The organism is Flagellimonas lutaonensis (genome assembly GCF_000963865.1).
GTDB classification, from domain to species: Bacteria; Bacteroidota; Bacteroidia; order Flavobacteriales; family Flavobacteriaceae; genus Flagellimonas_A; species Flagellimonas_A lutaonensis.
The window spans coordinates 2,132,749-2,146,002 of sequence record NZ_CP011071.1 but is presented as its reverse complement, the minus strand read 5'-3'; the positions used below and the strand labels follow the sequence as shown (position 1 = coordinate 2,146,002).

Annotated in this window: 13 protein-coding genes; 6 read left to right on the top strand and 7 right to left on the bottom strand. The window is 45.0% G+C overall.

Annotated features, from left to right (window positions below; all coding sequences use genetic code 11):
- Nucleotides 1-55: 55 nt before the first annotated feature.
- The 7 genes from VC82_RS10005 to VC82_RS09975 form a co-directional block, all read right to left on the bottom strand.
- On the bottom strand, nucleotides 56-565 hold the full coding sequence (locus tag VC82_RS10005) for an OmpH/Skp family outer membrane protein (RefSeq protein ID WP_045802250.1): 510 nt from the start codon (nucleotides 563-565) through the stop codon (nucleotides 56-58).
- A gap of 45 nt (nucleotides 566-610) precedes the next feature.
- Nucleotides 611-1,447 carry an OmpH family outer membrane protein gene (locus tag VC82_RS10000; RefSeq protein ID WP_045803377.1) on the bottom strand — a complete coding sequence of 279 codons (837 nt, stop codon included), beginning with the start codon at nucleotides 1,445-1,447 and terminating at the stop codon, nucleotides 611-613.
- Between the two features lie 100 nt (nucleotides 1,448-1,547).
- A complete protein-coding gene (locus VC82_RS09995) occupies nucleotides 1,548-4,187 on the bottom strand; it encodes a BamA/OMP85 family outer membrane protein (RefSeq protein ID WP_417935058.1) in 2,640 nt (879 codons plus the stop codon).
- Nucleotides 4,171-4,911, bottom strand: a complete 741-nt coding sequence (locus tag VC82_RS09990; protein ID WP_045802249.1) for an isoprenyl transferase — start codon at nucleotides 4,909-4,911, stop codon at nucleotides 4,171-4,173. The genes VC82_RS09995 and VC82_RS09990 overlap by 17 nt, the downstream gene beginning before the upstream one ends.
- A gap of 1 nt (nucleotide 4,912) precedes the next feature.
- Entirely contained in the window at nucleotides 4,913-5,599 is a 687-nt protein-coding gene (porG, locus tag VC82_RS09985; RefSeq protein ID WP_045802248.1) for a type IX secretion system protein PorG, read from the bottom strand.
- Nucleotides 5,600-5,826: 227 nt separating this feature from the next.
- Nucleotides 5,827-6,705: an NAD kinase gene (locus VC82_RS09980; protein ID WP_045803375.1), complete on the bottom strand. Its 879-nt coding sequence runs from the start codon at nucleotides 6,703-6,705 to the stop codon at nucleotides 5,827-5,829.
- Nucleotide 6,706: 1 nt separating this feature from the next.
- Nucleotides 6,707-7,363, bottom strand: coding sequence for a CBS domain-containing protein (locus VC82_RS09975; protein WP_045802247.1), 657 nt, complete (start codon nucleotides 7,361-7,363; stop codon nucleotides 6,707-6,709).
- 90 nt (nucleotides 7,364-7,453) lie between these two features.
- Here VC82_RS09975 and VC82_RS09970 point away from each other — a divergent pair, with 90 nt between their 5' ends.
- The 6 genes from VC82_RS09970 (at nucleotide 7,454) to clpP (ending at nucleotide 13,175) form a co-directional block, all read left to right on the top strand.
- Complete coding sequence (locus tag VC82_RS09970; protein ID WP_045803374.1) at nucleotides 7,454-8,167, top strand: pyridoxine 5'-phosphate synthase; 714 nt, start codon at nucleotides 7,454-7,456, stop codon at nucleotides 8,165-8,167.
- A complete protein-coding gene (locus tag VC82_RS09965) occupies nucleotides 8,167-8,937 on the top strand; it encodes an alpha/beta fold hydrolase (protein ID WP_045802246.1) in 771 nt (256 codons plus the stop codon). Before VC82_RS09970 ends, VC82_RS09965 begins: the two co-directional genes overlap by 1 nt.
- A 130-nt stretch (nucleotides 8,938-9,067) precedes the next feature.
- Nucleotides 9,068-10,567, top strand: a complete 1,500-nt coding sequence (locus tag VC82_RS09960; RefSeq protein WP_045802245.1) for an SGNH/GDSL hydrolase family protein — start codon at nucleotides 9,068-9,070, stop codon at nucleotides 10,565-10,567.
- A 71-nt stretch (nucleotides 10,568-10,638) separates the two neighbouring features.
- Nucleotides 10,639-10,986 (top strand): phage holin family protein, encoded by a 348-nt coding sequence (locus tag VC82_RS09955; RefSeq protein ID WP_045802244.1) that lies wholly within the window; start codon nucleotides 10,639-10,641, stop codon nucleotides 10,984-10,986.
- A 98-nt stretch (nucleotides 10,987-11,084) separates the two neighbouring features.
- The gene (gene tig, locus VC82_RS09950) at nucleotides 11,085-12,407 is read left to right on the top strand and encodes a trigger factor (protein ID WP_045802243.1); all 1,323 of its coding nucleotides are present in this window, start codon (nucleotides 11,085-11,087) and stop codon (nucleotides 12,405-12,407) included.
- A gap of 87 nt (nucleotides 12,408-12,494) precedes the next feature.
- The gene (gene clpP, locus VC82_RS09945) at nucleotides 12,495-13,175 is read left to right on the top strand and encodes an ATP-dependent Clp endopeptidase proteolytic subunit ClpP (RefSeq protein ID WP_045802242.1); all 681 of its coding nucleotides are present in this window, start codon (nucleotides 12,495-12,497) and stop codon (nucleotides 13,173-13,175) included.
- The last annotated feature ends 79 nt before the right edge of the window (nucleotides 13,176-13,254 follow it).

Sequence of the window (13,254 nt, the reverse complement as noted above, 5' to 3'; positions counted from 1 at the left end):
AAACCGCTCTCTTTCAATTGCAAGAGAACGGTCTTATTATCTTTTCAAAACAATTTTAGAAGCCCAGCTCTTGTTTGACCTCGGGCAACAAATCTTTGCCTTTTGCAACGATCAGGCTTAGGCCCGGGCTGGCATCAATAACATAGTCATAGCCTTGTGCGGCGGCCACCTTTTCTATGGCTGCTTTTGCCTTTTCAGATATTGGGGCAAAAAGCTCTGCCTGCTTTTTTTGCATCTCTTGCATGGCCTGTTGTTCGGCTTCTTTGATGCTCTTGTCGAAACCTTGCAATTCTACCGCACGCTTTTGGTTCTCTTCATCGGATAATGAAGCGGCCTCGTTGGAATATTGGGTATATTTATTTTGAAGCTCTTTATATGAGTTTTCGATATCGGCCCTATACGTTTCTTGCAATTTCTTAAGCTCAGCTTGGGCGGCTTTCATTTCGGGCATCTCAGACAACAGCTGTTGAACATTGATGTGTGCCACCTTGCTCTGTGCATTTACAAAACCTGTGGCTACTACAAACAATACCATGGCCACGGCAATCTTCTTTACATTTCTCATGATTCTAAGTTACTATTAATTGAGTTTTACTTTTAGTTTTATTTATTATTGATTCGTTGAATCCTTTTCTTTTTCTTGGTCCTTTTTGCGCTCTTCCAACTTGGCCTTGCGCTTGGCCTCCCGTTCTTCCAATAATTTTTTTCTTCTTTCTTCGTATGCCTTTTTACGCTCTTCCCTCAATCTAAGGGCCTCTGCCCTTTTCTCTTCGGCAGCTTTTTTCTTGGTATCTTTTGCATCGGCCGCTTTCTGCTGGCGTTCTTGAAGGGCCTCACTTATCTCTTGGTCGGCCTCGGCCTCTTCTGCCTGAAACTCCTCGAGCCGGTTCTTCAGCTTCTTGTCTTTGTTCGATTTGCTCACCTTTCTCGTGCGGGCAATTTCTCGAAGCACCAAGTCACTGATATCGTGCCTTTTTTCGGAGTACAACATTACAACATCCGCCGATTTATCGAAAATAAAATCATACCTTTTATTGGCCCCTATTTTCTGAACCTCATTGAAGACCTGGTCTTGAATGGGCTGGATCAGCAATTGCTTTTGCAGCACCAAATCGCCTTGGGGGCCAAACCTATCCTGTTGGTAATCCAACATTTCTTTTTCGAGAATCTGTATCTCTTCTTCACGTTCGGCAATGAGCTCATCTGTCAGCAGCACCTTTTCGGCCATTAAATCTTTCTTCATCTGCTCTATGGTGCTCTGCTTCAACTCAATTTCTTGCTTCCATTTGGCTGCCTTGGCATTCAATTGTTCGCTGGCTTCACGATACTCTTCGACATTTTCTAGAATATACTCCATATCGACATAGCCAATTCGGACACCCCTTTGGGAAAAACCCAAAAAAGAGGTAGAAAGACAAGCCACTAAAAAAAGAACTTTTGTATTCATTTGAATCTCCGCTTTGTACATAGAAAATATCGTGCCAAAATTACGAATTCATTTAAAATGAGCGGTTTACATTATTGGCAATCTGAAATTTTCATATTGGTTAAAATCGTTGACCGATAATGAAGTGAGTCTGCCAACCACTGGGGCCCACAGAGCCCGGATTGGCATCTGTATCGAAGCCGTAGCCGAAATCTATCCCCAGAAGACCAAAAGCTGGCATAAATATTCGCAGCCCCACTCCAGCCGATCTCTTTAACTGAAACGGATTAAAGTCATTAAAATTGTCAAACGAATTACCTGCCTCCAAAAAAGCCAGGCCATAAATAGAGGCCGATGGTTTTAAGGTGAACGGGTAGCGCAGCTCCAAAGAGAACTTATTGTATATGGTACCCCCCTCTCGTTCTTGTCTTCCGGTAATGGGATTGATGCTCAACGGGGTCAACGAATTGTTCTCGTAGCCCCTTAACTGAACAACGTCACGCCCATCGAGGGTGAAATTGCCCAAGCCGTCGCCACCTACAAAAAAGCGCTCAAACGGTACGTCACCAATGTCGTTGTTGTAGTTGCCCAAGAAACCAAATTCGGCATTTGTTCGAAGCACCAACTTATCGACCAATCGGGTAAACCAATCACCACGAAACTTAATTTTATAGTACTCGAGCAACTTAAAGCGTTCTTCCTCTATTTCCTGTAGCTCATTGATCTCTGCCGTTGTCAATGGCGTGCCATCAGAAGCGCTATCGGCAATCTCATCACTACGCTCTTTCAAAGCCTTGAAATCTTTGCTGCTGAACAGCGAGTATGGTGGCGTAAACTTGGCCGTAATGTCAAAGTTGGAGCCGTATAGAGGAAATATTCTGCCCGGGCCCTGTGAACTTCTTGAAATACCAAGGGTATACGTTATGGCATTCGAGGTGCCGTTACCGAAATTGAACAATCCAATGTTGTAATTGTCAAAATCATAGAGCTGGTAACCCAAAGCATGCGATATGGTAAAATAGTCATCGGGCCATTGCACTCTTTTTGCCAACCCAGCAGAAACACCGGTTATGGCAAAACCCCTACTCTTGTCGACCTCAAAACGGTTTCTACTGGATGGGTCAAACTCTGTGGCGAATTGTTGGGTTCTTGAAAACGAAAGGTTGAACCGAACAGGCTTTTTACCGCCCAACCATGGTTCGGCAAAGTTTAGGCTATACACCCGAAAGGTACGGCTGGCCTGCAATCGTAGGGCAAACGTTTGACCATCTCCCATCGGTACCGGCTTGTACGCCTCGCCATTAAAAATGTTCTGCAACGAAAAGTTGTTGAACGATAGCCCCAATGTGCCTATAAAGCCACCGCCGCCATAGCCACCTTGCAGTTCAATTTGGCTGGAGCCTGATTCTACCAGACTGTATTTGATGTCGACCGTACCGGTATTCGGGTTCGGGTTTTCAATGTCTGGCACTATCTGCTCGGCATCAAAAAAGCCCAATTGGCCCAGTTCGCGAACGCTTCGTACAATATTTTCCTTGCTGTACTTCTGACCTGGGCGTGTTCTAAGTTCCCTATAGATGACATGGTCATTGGTCTTATCGTTGCCCACCACCGTTACGTGATCCAAAAAGGTCTCTTTGCCCTCTATGATCCTGATCTCAAAGTCAATGGTGTCGTTCACCGCCGAGACCTCAATAGGATTGATACGTGAAAAAAGGTACCCATTGTTCTGATAAAGGTTGGTAAGATCTTCGGCATCGGGTTTTGAATCGTCTGCGATGCGTTTCTTTAAAAGCACCCCGTTATAGGTGTCCCCCTTTTTGATTCCTAATATTTGGCTCAATTGACGGTCGGTGTACACTGTATTGCCAACAAAATTGATGTCGCCGAAATAATATTTGTCACCTTCTTCGACCTCTATCTTTAGTTTGATGCTCTTCTCATCGACCTTGACAAAGGTATCAGAAATGACCCTGGCATCTCGATAGCCCCTTTCGGCATAGGTATCGACTAGGTTGTCTAAATCTTCCTCGTAATCTTCCTCTATATATTTTGATTTTTTCCAGAAGCGATAGAACTTCTTTTTCTTGGTGTTTTTCAAAGATTTTCGCAACCGCTTGTCCGAAAGTTTTTCGTTGCCCTCAAACTCAATGGAACTGATCTTTACCTTGTCGCCCTTTTTCACACTGATGACCATATTTTGAGTATTGGTGCCCGTAGTATCAGGGGCGGTCACTATGTTCACCTTGGCGTTTAAAAATCCTTGCTTTTTGTACTTGTTCTGTAGGTAGTTTTTGGTGTTGGCTATAAGGCTTTCTGTAATCTTTTTGCCCTTTTTCAGATCTGTATCGTTGATAATATCGTCGATCTTACGTTTTTTGACCCCGTAAATGGTCACATTGGCCAAAGTCGGGCGCTCAAGTATATTGAGTTCAAGAAAAACCTTATCTCCTTCAATTTTCGTGTAGTAGAACGTAACATCGCTGAAAAGCTCCAATCCCCATAGCTTTTTGATGACCGAGCTTATTTCCTCTCCCGGAATGGTGATCTTCTGCCCTACCCTAAGGCCTGTGTAGGTCTTGACCGTTTGTTCATTGTAGCTTTGAAGACCGGTGACCTCCAATCCTCCCAAAATATACTCTTTGCCGCTTTCTAACGAAACCTCTTGGGCTTGAAGAAAGGGTTGGCAAAAAAGTAGTAGAAAAAAGGTTGCTGAGAATCGGTACAGGTGTTTCTTTAGTCCGTCAATTGAGTTGTTCACTGGTTTTTCCAAATCGTCGTTCTCTATTTTGGTAACTTATGATGGCTTGCATCAGATGTTGCTCACTAAAATCGGGCCAAAATACGTCAATAAAATATAATTCTGCATAGGCTATCTGCCAAAGTAAAAAATTGCTTATTCTTCGTTCACCGCTAGTGCGAATAAGCAAGTCTACATCAGGCAAAAAATGCGTGTAAAGATGGTTATTTATAACGGCTTCATCAATATTTTCGGGCGAAATTATGTTATTTTTAACTTTGGCGCCAATCTCTTTTATGGCAGTCTTTATTTCTTCTCGAGAACCATAGCTAAGGGCCAATGTAAGGGTCATTCCCGTGTTCGTCGAGGTTTTTTCGATGACCTCGGTCAATTCTTTTGATACTTTCTTTGGAAGGAAATCCAATCGGCCGATGGCCTTTAATCGAATATTGTTCTTGGTAAGCGTCTTGAGCTCTTTTCTAAGGGAGGCCACCAATAGCCGCATAAGGGTCTCAACCTCAAATTTGGGCCTGTTCCAGTTCTCGGTCGAAAAGGCATAAAGTGTCAGGTATTCTATCTGAAGGCGTGCACAGTGTTCAACGGTCTTTCTTACGGCCTCCACACCGTTCTCATGACCGAACACACGTAGTTTTCCACGTTGTTTTGCCCATCGGCCATTACCATCCATAATAATGGCGATGTGCTTGGGTAGCTTTCCTGGGTCAATGTCGTCAGTTGTCTGCATCTTACTCAAAACAATCTTGGCAGGGCTTGCGACCAAATGTATAGGTCAGGGTTAAACCTGAGAACACATACCAATCATCACTTAAAATGTTGGCGAACCTAAACTGTTCAAAGTTAGAATTTTCAGGATTACTGGCATCCAAGTTATCGGTAAAGGTATAGCGAGCCCCTATCTCTGCTCCTAAAATCAAAAATTGGTTAAGGCGAAGTTTCGCCCCGACCGTCATAGGAATTGCAAAGCTACCATCTTTTTGGCCAATATCCTGCACTTGAAGCGCATCAATATATTTAAAGTCGTATCGAAAGTAGGTGACACCCGTGTAGAGATAGGGTGTAAATGCTGGGCCTAGCTTGTGAAGATTGTACTCTACAAAGTTGAATTCGAGTCCTGCAGAAAATTCCATTATGGTATTGTCCACTGAATACCCCCTCTGCTGCCTTGAGGGTTTGCCCGATTTCGAATCATCCGCAGTAAAAGAGCCATAGATCACACTGCCCCGCCATGCATAGCGCTTGCTCTTGTTCCACTTGAACACACCGCCAAAAGCGGGGCCAGAGGGCAATACATAATTGGTTCTACCCACATCACCGATCATATTGGCGCCACCTGCATAAAGGCCAATTTCATAGGTCTGCGCATTCATTTTAAAAAAGACGATGCACATAAAAAGCAATAGCCATGTTCTCATACGGATTCTAAAAGTTGTAGTAGTATTGCTGCAAAGAAAACTGCTTTTTACTCGATAATCGAGATTTATAATACCCCGATGCCTGCGTCGATATCCAAGGTTTGTTTTTCATTTCAATGCCTCGTGCCCCGATAGCCATCGGGATTGCTCCGAGATAGTTTGCCCATTTACCGATTGTTCTCTTTGTTAAACAGTTTTTAGTGGTTTTTATTGTTTATGCCCGGTTATCAGTTGCGGCGGTCTTCGCCCCACAAAAGTTTGTTCCGAAGGGTCTTTAAAAAGCTCTCAGACTTGTATTCGACCATTTTAACCTTGAACGATGATTTCTTGACAATGATCTCTTTGCCATTGGGTATGGTGGCAATACGTGAATCAAGCGACACCAAATGGTTTTCTTCCCTGCCCGATACTATCAACCTTATTTCGGTATTGTCAGGTATTACCAAGGGCCGGGCATTAAGGTTGTGCGGGGCAATGGGGGTTAGCACAAATGCTTGTGTACTGGGTGAAATTACAGGCCCCCCGCAACTCAATGAGTAGCCAGTAGAACCGGTAGGGGTCGAAATGATGAGCCCATCGGCCCAATATGAGGTAAGATACTCACCATCTAGGTAGGTTTCTACCGTTATCATTGAGGTGGTATCCTTTCTGCTAACTGTTATCTCATTGAGGGCGAAATTCATATTAGCGAATTCGGGCACTTCAGAGTCGAGTGTTATCTCGACCAAACTTCGTTCTTCGATTTGAAAGGCACCGGCAATAAACTCGGTGGCCACTTTTCTGACCTCTTCTTTTTTAAAGGTGGAAAGAAAACCCAATCGCCCTGTATTGACCCCAACTATGGGAATGCCCAACCTGCCCACAAAAGTGACCGCCCGCAGCATGGTTCCGTCCCCCCCGAAACTCACAAAAAGGTCAAAAGAAGCATCCAGCCCCGAACGCCCGTCAAATAGGCCATAGGAGGGTTTTTTGCCGTCAAAAAGTCTTGCATGGAATTTTTTTTCAAAAAAGACCTCGGCATTAACCTTGGTCAATTCGTCCAAAAACTCAAAAACATAGTCGCGGTCATTCTCATGCAATCGCTGACCATAAATGGCAACCTTCATGTTATACATTTAAATATTTGTCAAGGTACTCTGACCGTTTTTTGAGGTCTTCAATAAATTGATCGTCTTTATTGCCAAAGAGTATTGTGTAGTTGTACCGCCTGAACGTTTGTGTTATCTCGTTCAAATTTCCATTGCTTACTTTCATGGTAATCTCAACGACATCGTTCTGGTTGCCGGTTATGAAGGCTCCCAGTAGGCGGGCATTGTTACTTTCGACAATTTGTGAAACCTCGCTGAACGAATAGTCTTTGGCCCCCTTGGCAATAACCAATATTCCGCCGGGCTCTGTAAAAAAAGGGGTTTCGATAAAGGCCCCTACCACGTCATTCAGGTCATAATAGCCGATAAACGTGCCGTTGTCAGACAATACCGGCAGCACGTTGGATTCGTTTCTGGCAAAGTTTTCGAGCACATCAAGCCAAGAGGTTTCCCTTGTGACGTGAAAATGTTCGAGCGAATATTTAAACTCTTCGATTTTTTTGTCCGGCTCAAAGCAGCCAAGGTCGTTCTCGGCCAACAATCCCAAATAAGAACCATTTTCCAATACCGCCACATGCGAAAAGGTCGTTTCCTCAAAAAAAGTAATGACCTCATGCAGGCTGTCTGAAACCTCAAAAAAAGGTAGTGTCGTCAATATTTGGTCATGAATCTGCATAGCAATTTGTTTGAGACGCAAAATACAAATTTTTAAATCGCAAAAGGCGTGCCCATTTTGTATTTTTGGGCCTCAAAAACCAAGACCTCCATGACCAAGCTAAGTGTCAACATCAATAAACTGGCCACTTTAAGAAACGCTCGGGGCGGCAATATGCCAGACCTAATACAATCGGCAAAAGACATTGAGGCCTTTGGAGCCCAAGGCATTACCATACACCCACGGCCCGACGAACGGCATATTCGCTATCAAGATGCAAGGGACTTAAAAGATGTGGTGACCACCGAATTCAACATCGAGGGCAACCCGATTCCCAAATTTATCGATCTGGTACTGGAGGTCAAGCCCACCCAAGTAACCTTGGTACCCGATGCAGAAGATGCCATCACATCAAATGCCGGCTGGGATACGCGCAAGCACAGCGGTTTTCTTTCAGAGGTCATTGCCGTATTCAAGGAACAAGGCATCCGCACCTCCATTTTCGTTGATGCCGACCCATATATGGTCGAAGGGGCCGCGAAAACAGGAACCGATCGTGTTGAACTCTATACAGAGGCCTATGCAAAATCGTTCGCCAAAGGTTATTTACAGGGCATAAAACCCTTTGTGGAAGCAGCCAAAACGGCCCATGAGATGCAGCTTGGCCTAAACGCAGGCCATGACCTGAACCTAGAAAACATCAAATATTTCAAAGAAAACATTCCCCACCTTCTCGAAGTCTCGATAGGGCACGCGCTCATCTGTGAATCCGTTTATTTGGGCCTCGAAAATGTCATAAACATGTACTTACACCGATTGAAATAATGCAAATACTACATTCTAAGATACTGGGCGAAGGAAAACCCCTGATTATTTTACATGGATTTTTGGGGATGGCCGATAATTGGAAGACCCTGGGCACACAATATGCCGAAAACGGATTTCAGGTTCATCTTGTCGACCAGCGAAACCATGGCAAAAGTATCCATTCAGAGGAATTCAATTATGAGGTGATGGCCAACGACATAAAGAATTATTTAGACCACCATCACCTTGGCACCGCGGCGGTACTGGGGCATTCCATGGGCGGAAAGGTGGCCATGCAAGTTGCCGTTGGCCATCCCGACAAGGTAGGGAAATTGATCGTTGCCGACATCGCCCCTAAATATTATCCGCCGCACCACCAAGAAATCATCAATGCCCTGAAAAAACTTGATTTTGACACCATCAAGTCAAGAAAAGAGGCCGATGAAGCATTGGCGAAACATATCACCGATTTCGGAATCCGTCAGTTTTTGCTCAAAAATCTGCATTGGGTCGGCAAAGACAGGCTTGGTTTTCGCTTCAACCTAGATGTTTTGCAGAACAAGATGGAACAAATCGGTGAGGGCATTGCCCCCCAGGCACAATATGCCGGGCCTACCCTTTTCTTGCGCGGTGACCGCTCAGAGTATGTACTTCCTTCAGATTATACTATCATCAAAACCCATTTTCCGAACGCGATTATCGAAACCGTTGAAAATGCCGGCCACTGGCTACATGCCGAGAACCCAAAACAGTTCTTCTCAAAATCGATGGCTTTTTTGAATCAATAATATGTAGGTGTTTTTATTATGCATGCATAATTTTTTCAGGCATTTAATTGTGAGTATGCTAATTTTCATATAGATTTGGTCATATTACAATGACGATTATCTAACATACGCTAACTCTAATAATTTGAATATGAAAAAACTGTATGCGCTGTTGTTTTGTCTGGGGCTTTTTCTAGTATCCTGTGAAGAAGACGACCCCATTGTAGATAACACTCCGCCCGAACAGGAGGTTGAATATACGGCCGGTTCCGCCAATTTCTCAAAATATGTTGCCCTCGGCAATTCGTTGACCGCCGGCTATTCAGATGCCGCACTTTTTCGTGCAGGGCAAGAAGCATCTTTCCCTGTTATGTTGGCCTCGAATTTTTCATTGGTCGGTGGTGGTGAGTTTACAGTTCCCTTCATGGCGGATGACCTCGGTGGTGCCACCTTGGGTGGCCAGCCCATTTTGGGAAATCGATTGATCCTTGATTTTTCATCGGGGTCGCCTGCTCCTGTTCCTGTTGAGGGGCAAGGTGCCACAGAGATAACCAACACCTTGTCGGGCCCTTTCAACAACATGGGTGTTCCCGGTGCCAAAAGCTATCATTTGTTAGCTCCCGGTTACGGCAACGTACAGGGCGTGGCCCAAGGATTGGCCAACCCTTACTTCGCCCGTTTTGCCTCTTCTGCAAATGCCACTGTTCTAGGTGATGCCGCTGCACAGGGTGCCACTTTTTTTTCACTTTGGATAGGAAACAACGATGTGCTTGGCTTTGCCACTTCTGGAGGGGCAGGGGTTGATCAAACCGGCAATCTAGACCCTAGCACCTACGGCAGCGCTGATATATCAGACCCCAATGTAGTGGCAGGTTCAATCGATGCTATTCTACAGACCATGACCGCCAATGGGGCCGATGGCATCATTGCCAACATACCTGATGTGACCAGCATACCATTTTTGACCACGGTTCCGCACAATCCTGTACCCCTTGATGCAGCCACCGCAGACCTGTTGAACAACGCTTATGCCGCATACAATGGAGGTCTGGCACAATTACAGGCGCTTGGGGCCATTTCTGCAGAGGAAGTGGCAAGACGTACCATCTCATTTAGTGCTGGCGAGGGCAATGCCGTGGTCATTATCGATGAAGATTTGACCGATTTGACCGCTTTCAACCCTGCCATGATAAACATGCGACAGGCAACCGAGGACGATCTACTGGTATTGACATCAAGAACTTTTATAGGAACACTCGCAAACCCCGACGACCCAACTTCTATTAACGGAGTGGCGGTACCGTTAGAAGACAAATGGGTATTGACCCGAGAAGAGCAGACAATGGCCCAAAATGCTGTGGTAGCCTACAACCAAGCGATTGCAGGTTTGGCCGCCCAATACGATCTCGCCTTTGTAGATGCAAATGCCCTGTTGACAACCTTGAAGGAAACTGGGTTCACCTTGCCCGATGGCAGCGTGGTAACCGCTGAATTTGGTACCGGGGGTGGCTTCTCGTTGGATGGGGTGCACCCATCGCCCAGGGGCTACGCCATCATCGCCAATGCCATGATCGAGGTCGTCAATGAAAAGTTCGGTTCAAACCTTCCCGGAGTGAATCCGCTGGATTATACCGGACTGTACATCAATTGACATGAAAAAATTCCTATTTTTATAAGGATGTCATTCGGCATCCTTTTTTTGTGCACTAAAACCTATACCCTATGAAACTCATCCTCCGTATTTTACTCAGTGCCCTCGCCGTGGTCATTTTGTCATATCTGTTGCCCGGGGTCGGGGTCGACTCTTTCGTGACCGCCATTATTGTAGCGGTCGTGTTGAGCTTGCTCAACTTTTTGGTGAAGCCGATTCTGGTCATCCTCACCCTGCCCATCACCATTCTCACGTTGGGCCTTTTCTTGTTGGTGATCAATGCCATCATCATCCTTTTGGCGGCCAACTTCATCGACGGTTTTCACGTGACCAGCATATGGTGGGCCATATTGTTCAGCCTACTGCTATCGTTGTTGCAATCGATTTTGTTCTCCCTGCTGAAAGAAGACGAAGCATAAGGACGCATCTTGTTGGAATACAAGTTAAAAACTTGTGGTGGTCGGCAAAATATGCTAATTTTGCCACCCTTTTTGGGTTTTAAATACATACGTGGTAGATGAACATTACGAAAGAACAAATTGATGAACTGAACGCTGTGGTCAAAGTGGCCATCAGCAAGGATGATTATGAGGGTCGGGTCAACAAGATATTGAACGATTACAGAAGACAGGCCAATATCCCAGGCTTTCGAAAAGGCCAGGTGCCATTGGGACTGATAAAAAAACAATACGGCAAGGCCGTTTTGGTCGATGAGGTCAACAAACTGTTGCAAGACAACCTCAACAAATACCTCACAGAAGAAAAATTGGATGTCTTGGGCAACCCGCTGCCAAAACAACAAGATGATTTTGATTGGGACAGCGACGAACTTGCCTTTGAGTTTGAATTGGGGCTGGCACCCAATTTCGAGGTTCAGTTGAAAACAAAGAAACCAGTGGTCCACTATAAGATTGTTGCCGACAAGAAAATGCTCGAAGACCAAGTTGACCGCATCAAAAAGCAATATGGCAAACTGATTTCAAAAGACAGCGTTGAAAAAGGCTTTGAGGTAACCGGAACCTTTGTGAACGAAGCAGAGGAAATCGAGAACCGCACCACCATTGAGCTAGTCAAGCTCAAAAGCAAAAAAGCGGTCGATGCCCTTGTGGGCAAAAAAGTCGGCGATACGGTGACCCTTAAGACCAAAGGTCTTTTTAAAGAGAATTATTTGCTCTTGAGCGCTTTGGGCATCACCAACGAAAAAGCTGAAAAGTTGGATGCCGAAGTAACTTTTACCATCGAGGAAATCAACGAGCGACAGCCCGCCGAATTGAACCAAGAACTGTTCGATAAGTTGTTCGGCAAAGATGTGGTCAAATCGGAAAAAGAGCTAAAGCAAAAAATAAAGGAAGACACTGAAAAGCAGTTTGAGCAGCAATCTGACCAAAAACTGTTGAACGATGTCACCGAAAGGTTGATAGAGACCACTAAGTTTGATCTTCCGACGGAATTCTTAAAAAAGTGGATCCAGATCAGTGGTGAAAAGATGCTCTCTGAAGATGAGGCCAAAGATGAGTTTGAAAAATCGGAAAAAGGCCTGAGATATCAATTGATCGAGGGAAAGATCATCAAAGAACATGGCCTACAGGTTCAATTCGACGAACTGAAAGAGTTCGCCAAAGGCTTCATCAAATCACAAATGGCACAGTACGGCCACATGAACCCCTCAGAAGACGAACTCGAGAATATTGCCAATAGGGTCATGGGCAACCAAGACGAGGTCAAACGACTTTCTGAGCAATTGATGAGCCAAAAACTGCTTGACCTTTACAAGGAAAAGGCAAATTTGAAGACCAAGGAAGTTACCTACGACAATTTCGTGAAAGAGGTCTATCAATAGATTTACCAAATAAAATAAGTATCTTTACGGTGCCGAAAAAATGATATTTTCGGCACCTTTTTTTATAAACCTTTTGATCAAGATCGAATGGATTACGGTAAAGAATTCAAGAACTACGCCACCAAACACCACGGAATCAACAGTATGTACTACGAGCAATTGGTCAGTAGCCTGTATCCCGTGAGCATGACGCCCAATATCATTGAAGAACGCCAGTTGAACGCCATTGCCATGGACGTCTTCTCGCGTTTGATGATGGACAGAATCATCTTTTTGGGAACCGGCATCAACGACCAAGTGGCCAATATCGTGCAGGCACAATTATTGTTTTTAGAGAGTGCCGATGCCTCCAAAGATATTCAGATATATATCAACTCACCCGGTGGAAGCGTATATGCGGGGCTCGGCATCTACGATACCATGCAGTTCATAAAACCCGATGTGGCTACCATCTGCACCGGCATAGCCGCTTCAATGGCCGCTGTGCTGCTTTGCGCGGGGGCCCCAGGAAAAAGAAGTGGGCTTACACATTCACGGGTCATGATACACCAACCCATGTCAGGTGCGCAGGGCCAGGCCAGCGACATCGAGATTGCCGCCAAAGAAGTGCTCAAATTAAAGGATGAGCTGTACGAAATCATCTCAAAGCACTCGGGGCAGCCTTTTAAAAAGGTGTATGAAGACAGCGATCGAGACTATTGGATGAAAGCCGAAGAAGCCAAAAAATATGGCATGATCGATGAAATTCTGGTAAGGGAAGACCAATAAATCGACTGAATCCATACCGTAAACCCCTGTTTTTGACTAAACTTGTAGAAGAAAATGCTGCTTTCTGCGTTTAGTAGCT

Coding starts and splice junctions, on each gene's coding strand:
- VC82_RS10005 (WP_045802250.1), bottom strand. CDS start 565: ATGAGAAATGTAAAGAAGATTGCCGTGGCCATGGTATTGTTTGTAGTA.
- VC82_RS10000 (WP_045803377.1), bottom strand. CDS start 1,447: ATGAATACAAAAGTTCTTTTTTTAGTGGCTTGTCTTTCTACCTCTTTT.
- VC82_RS09990 (WP_045802249.1), bottom strand. CDS start 4,911: ATGCAGACAACTGACGACATTGACCCAGGAAAGCTACCCAAGCACATC.
- porG (WP_045802248.1), bottom strand. CDS start 5,599: ATGAGAACATGGCTATTGCTTTTTATGTGCATCGTCTTTTTTAAAATG.
- VC82_RS09980 (WP_045803375.1), bottom strand. CDS start 6,705: ATGAAGGTTGCCATTTATGGTCAGCGATTGCATGAGAATGACCGCGAC.
- VC82_RS09975 (WP_045802247.1), bottom strand. CDS start 7,363: ATGCAGATTCATGACCAAATATTGACGACACTACCTTTTTTTGAGGTT.
- VC82_RS09970 (WP_045803374.1), top strand. CDS start 7,454: ATGACCAAGCTAAGTGTCAACATCAATAAACTGGCCACTTTAAGAAAC.
- VC82_RS09965 (WP_045802246.1), top strand. CDS start 8,167: ATGCAAATACTACATTCTAAGATACTGGGCGAAGGAAAACCCCTGATT.
- VC82_RS09960 (WP_045802245.1), top strand. CDS start 9,068: ATGAAAAAACTGTATGCGCTGTTGTTTTGTCTGGGGCTTTTTCTAGTA.
- VC82_RS09955 (WP_045802244.1), top strand. CDS start 10,639: ATGAAACTCATCCTCCGTATTTTACTCAGTGCCCTCGCCGTGGTCATT.
- tig (WP_045802243.1), top strand. CDS start 11,085: ATGAACATTACGAAAGAACAAATTGATGAACTGAACGCTGTGGTCAAA.
- clpP (WP_045802242.1), top strand. CDS start 12,495: ATGGATTACGGTAAAGAATTCAAGAACTACGCCACCAAACACCACGGA.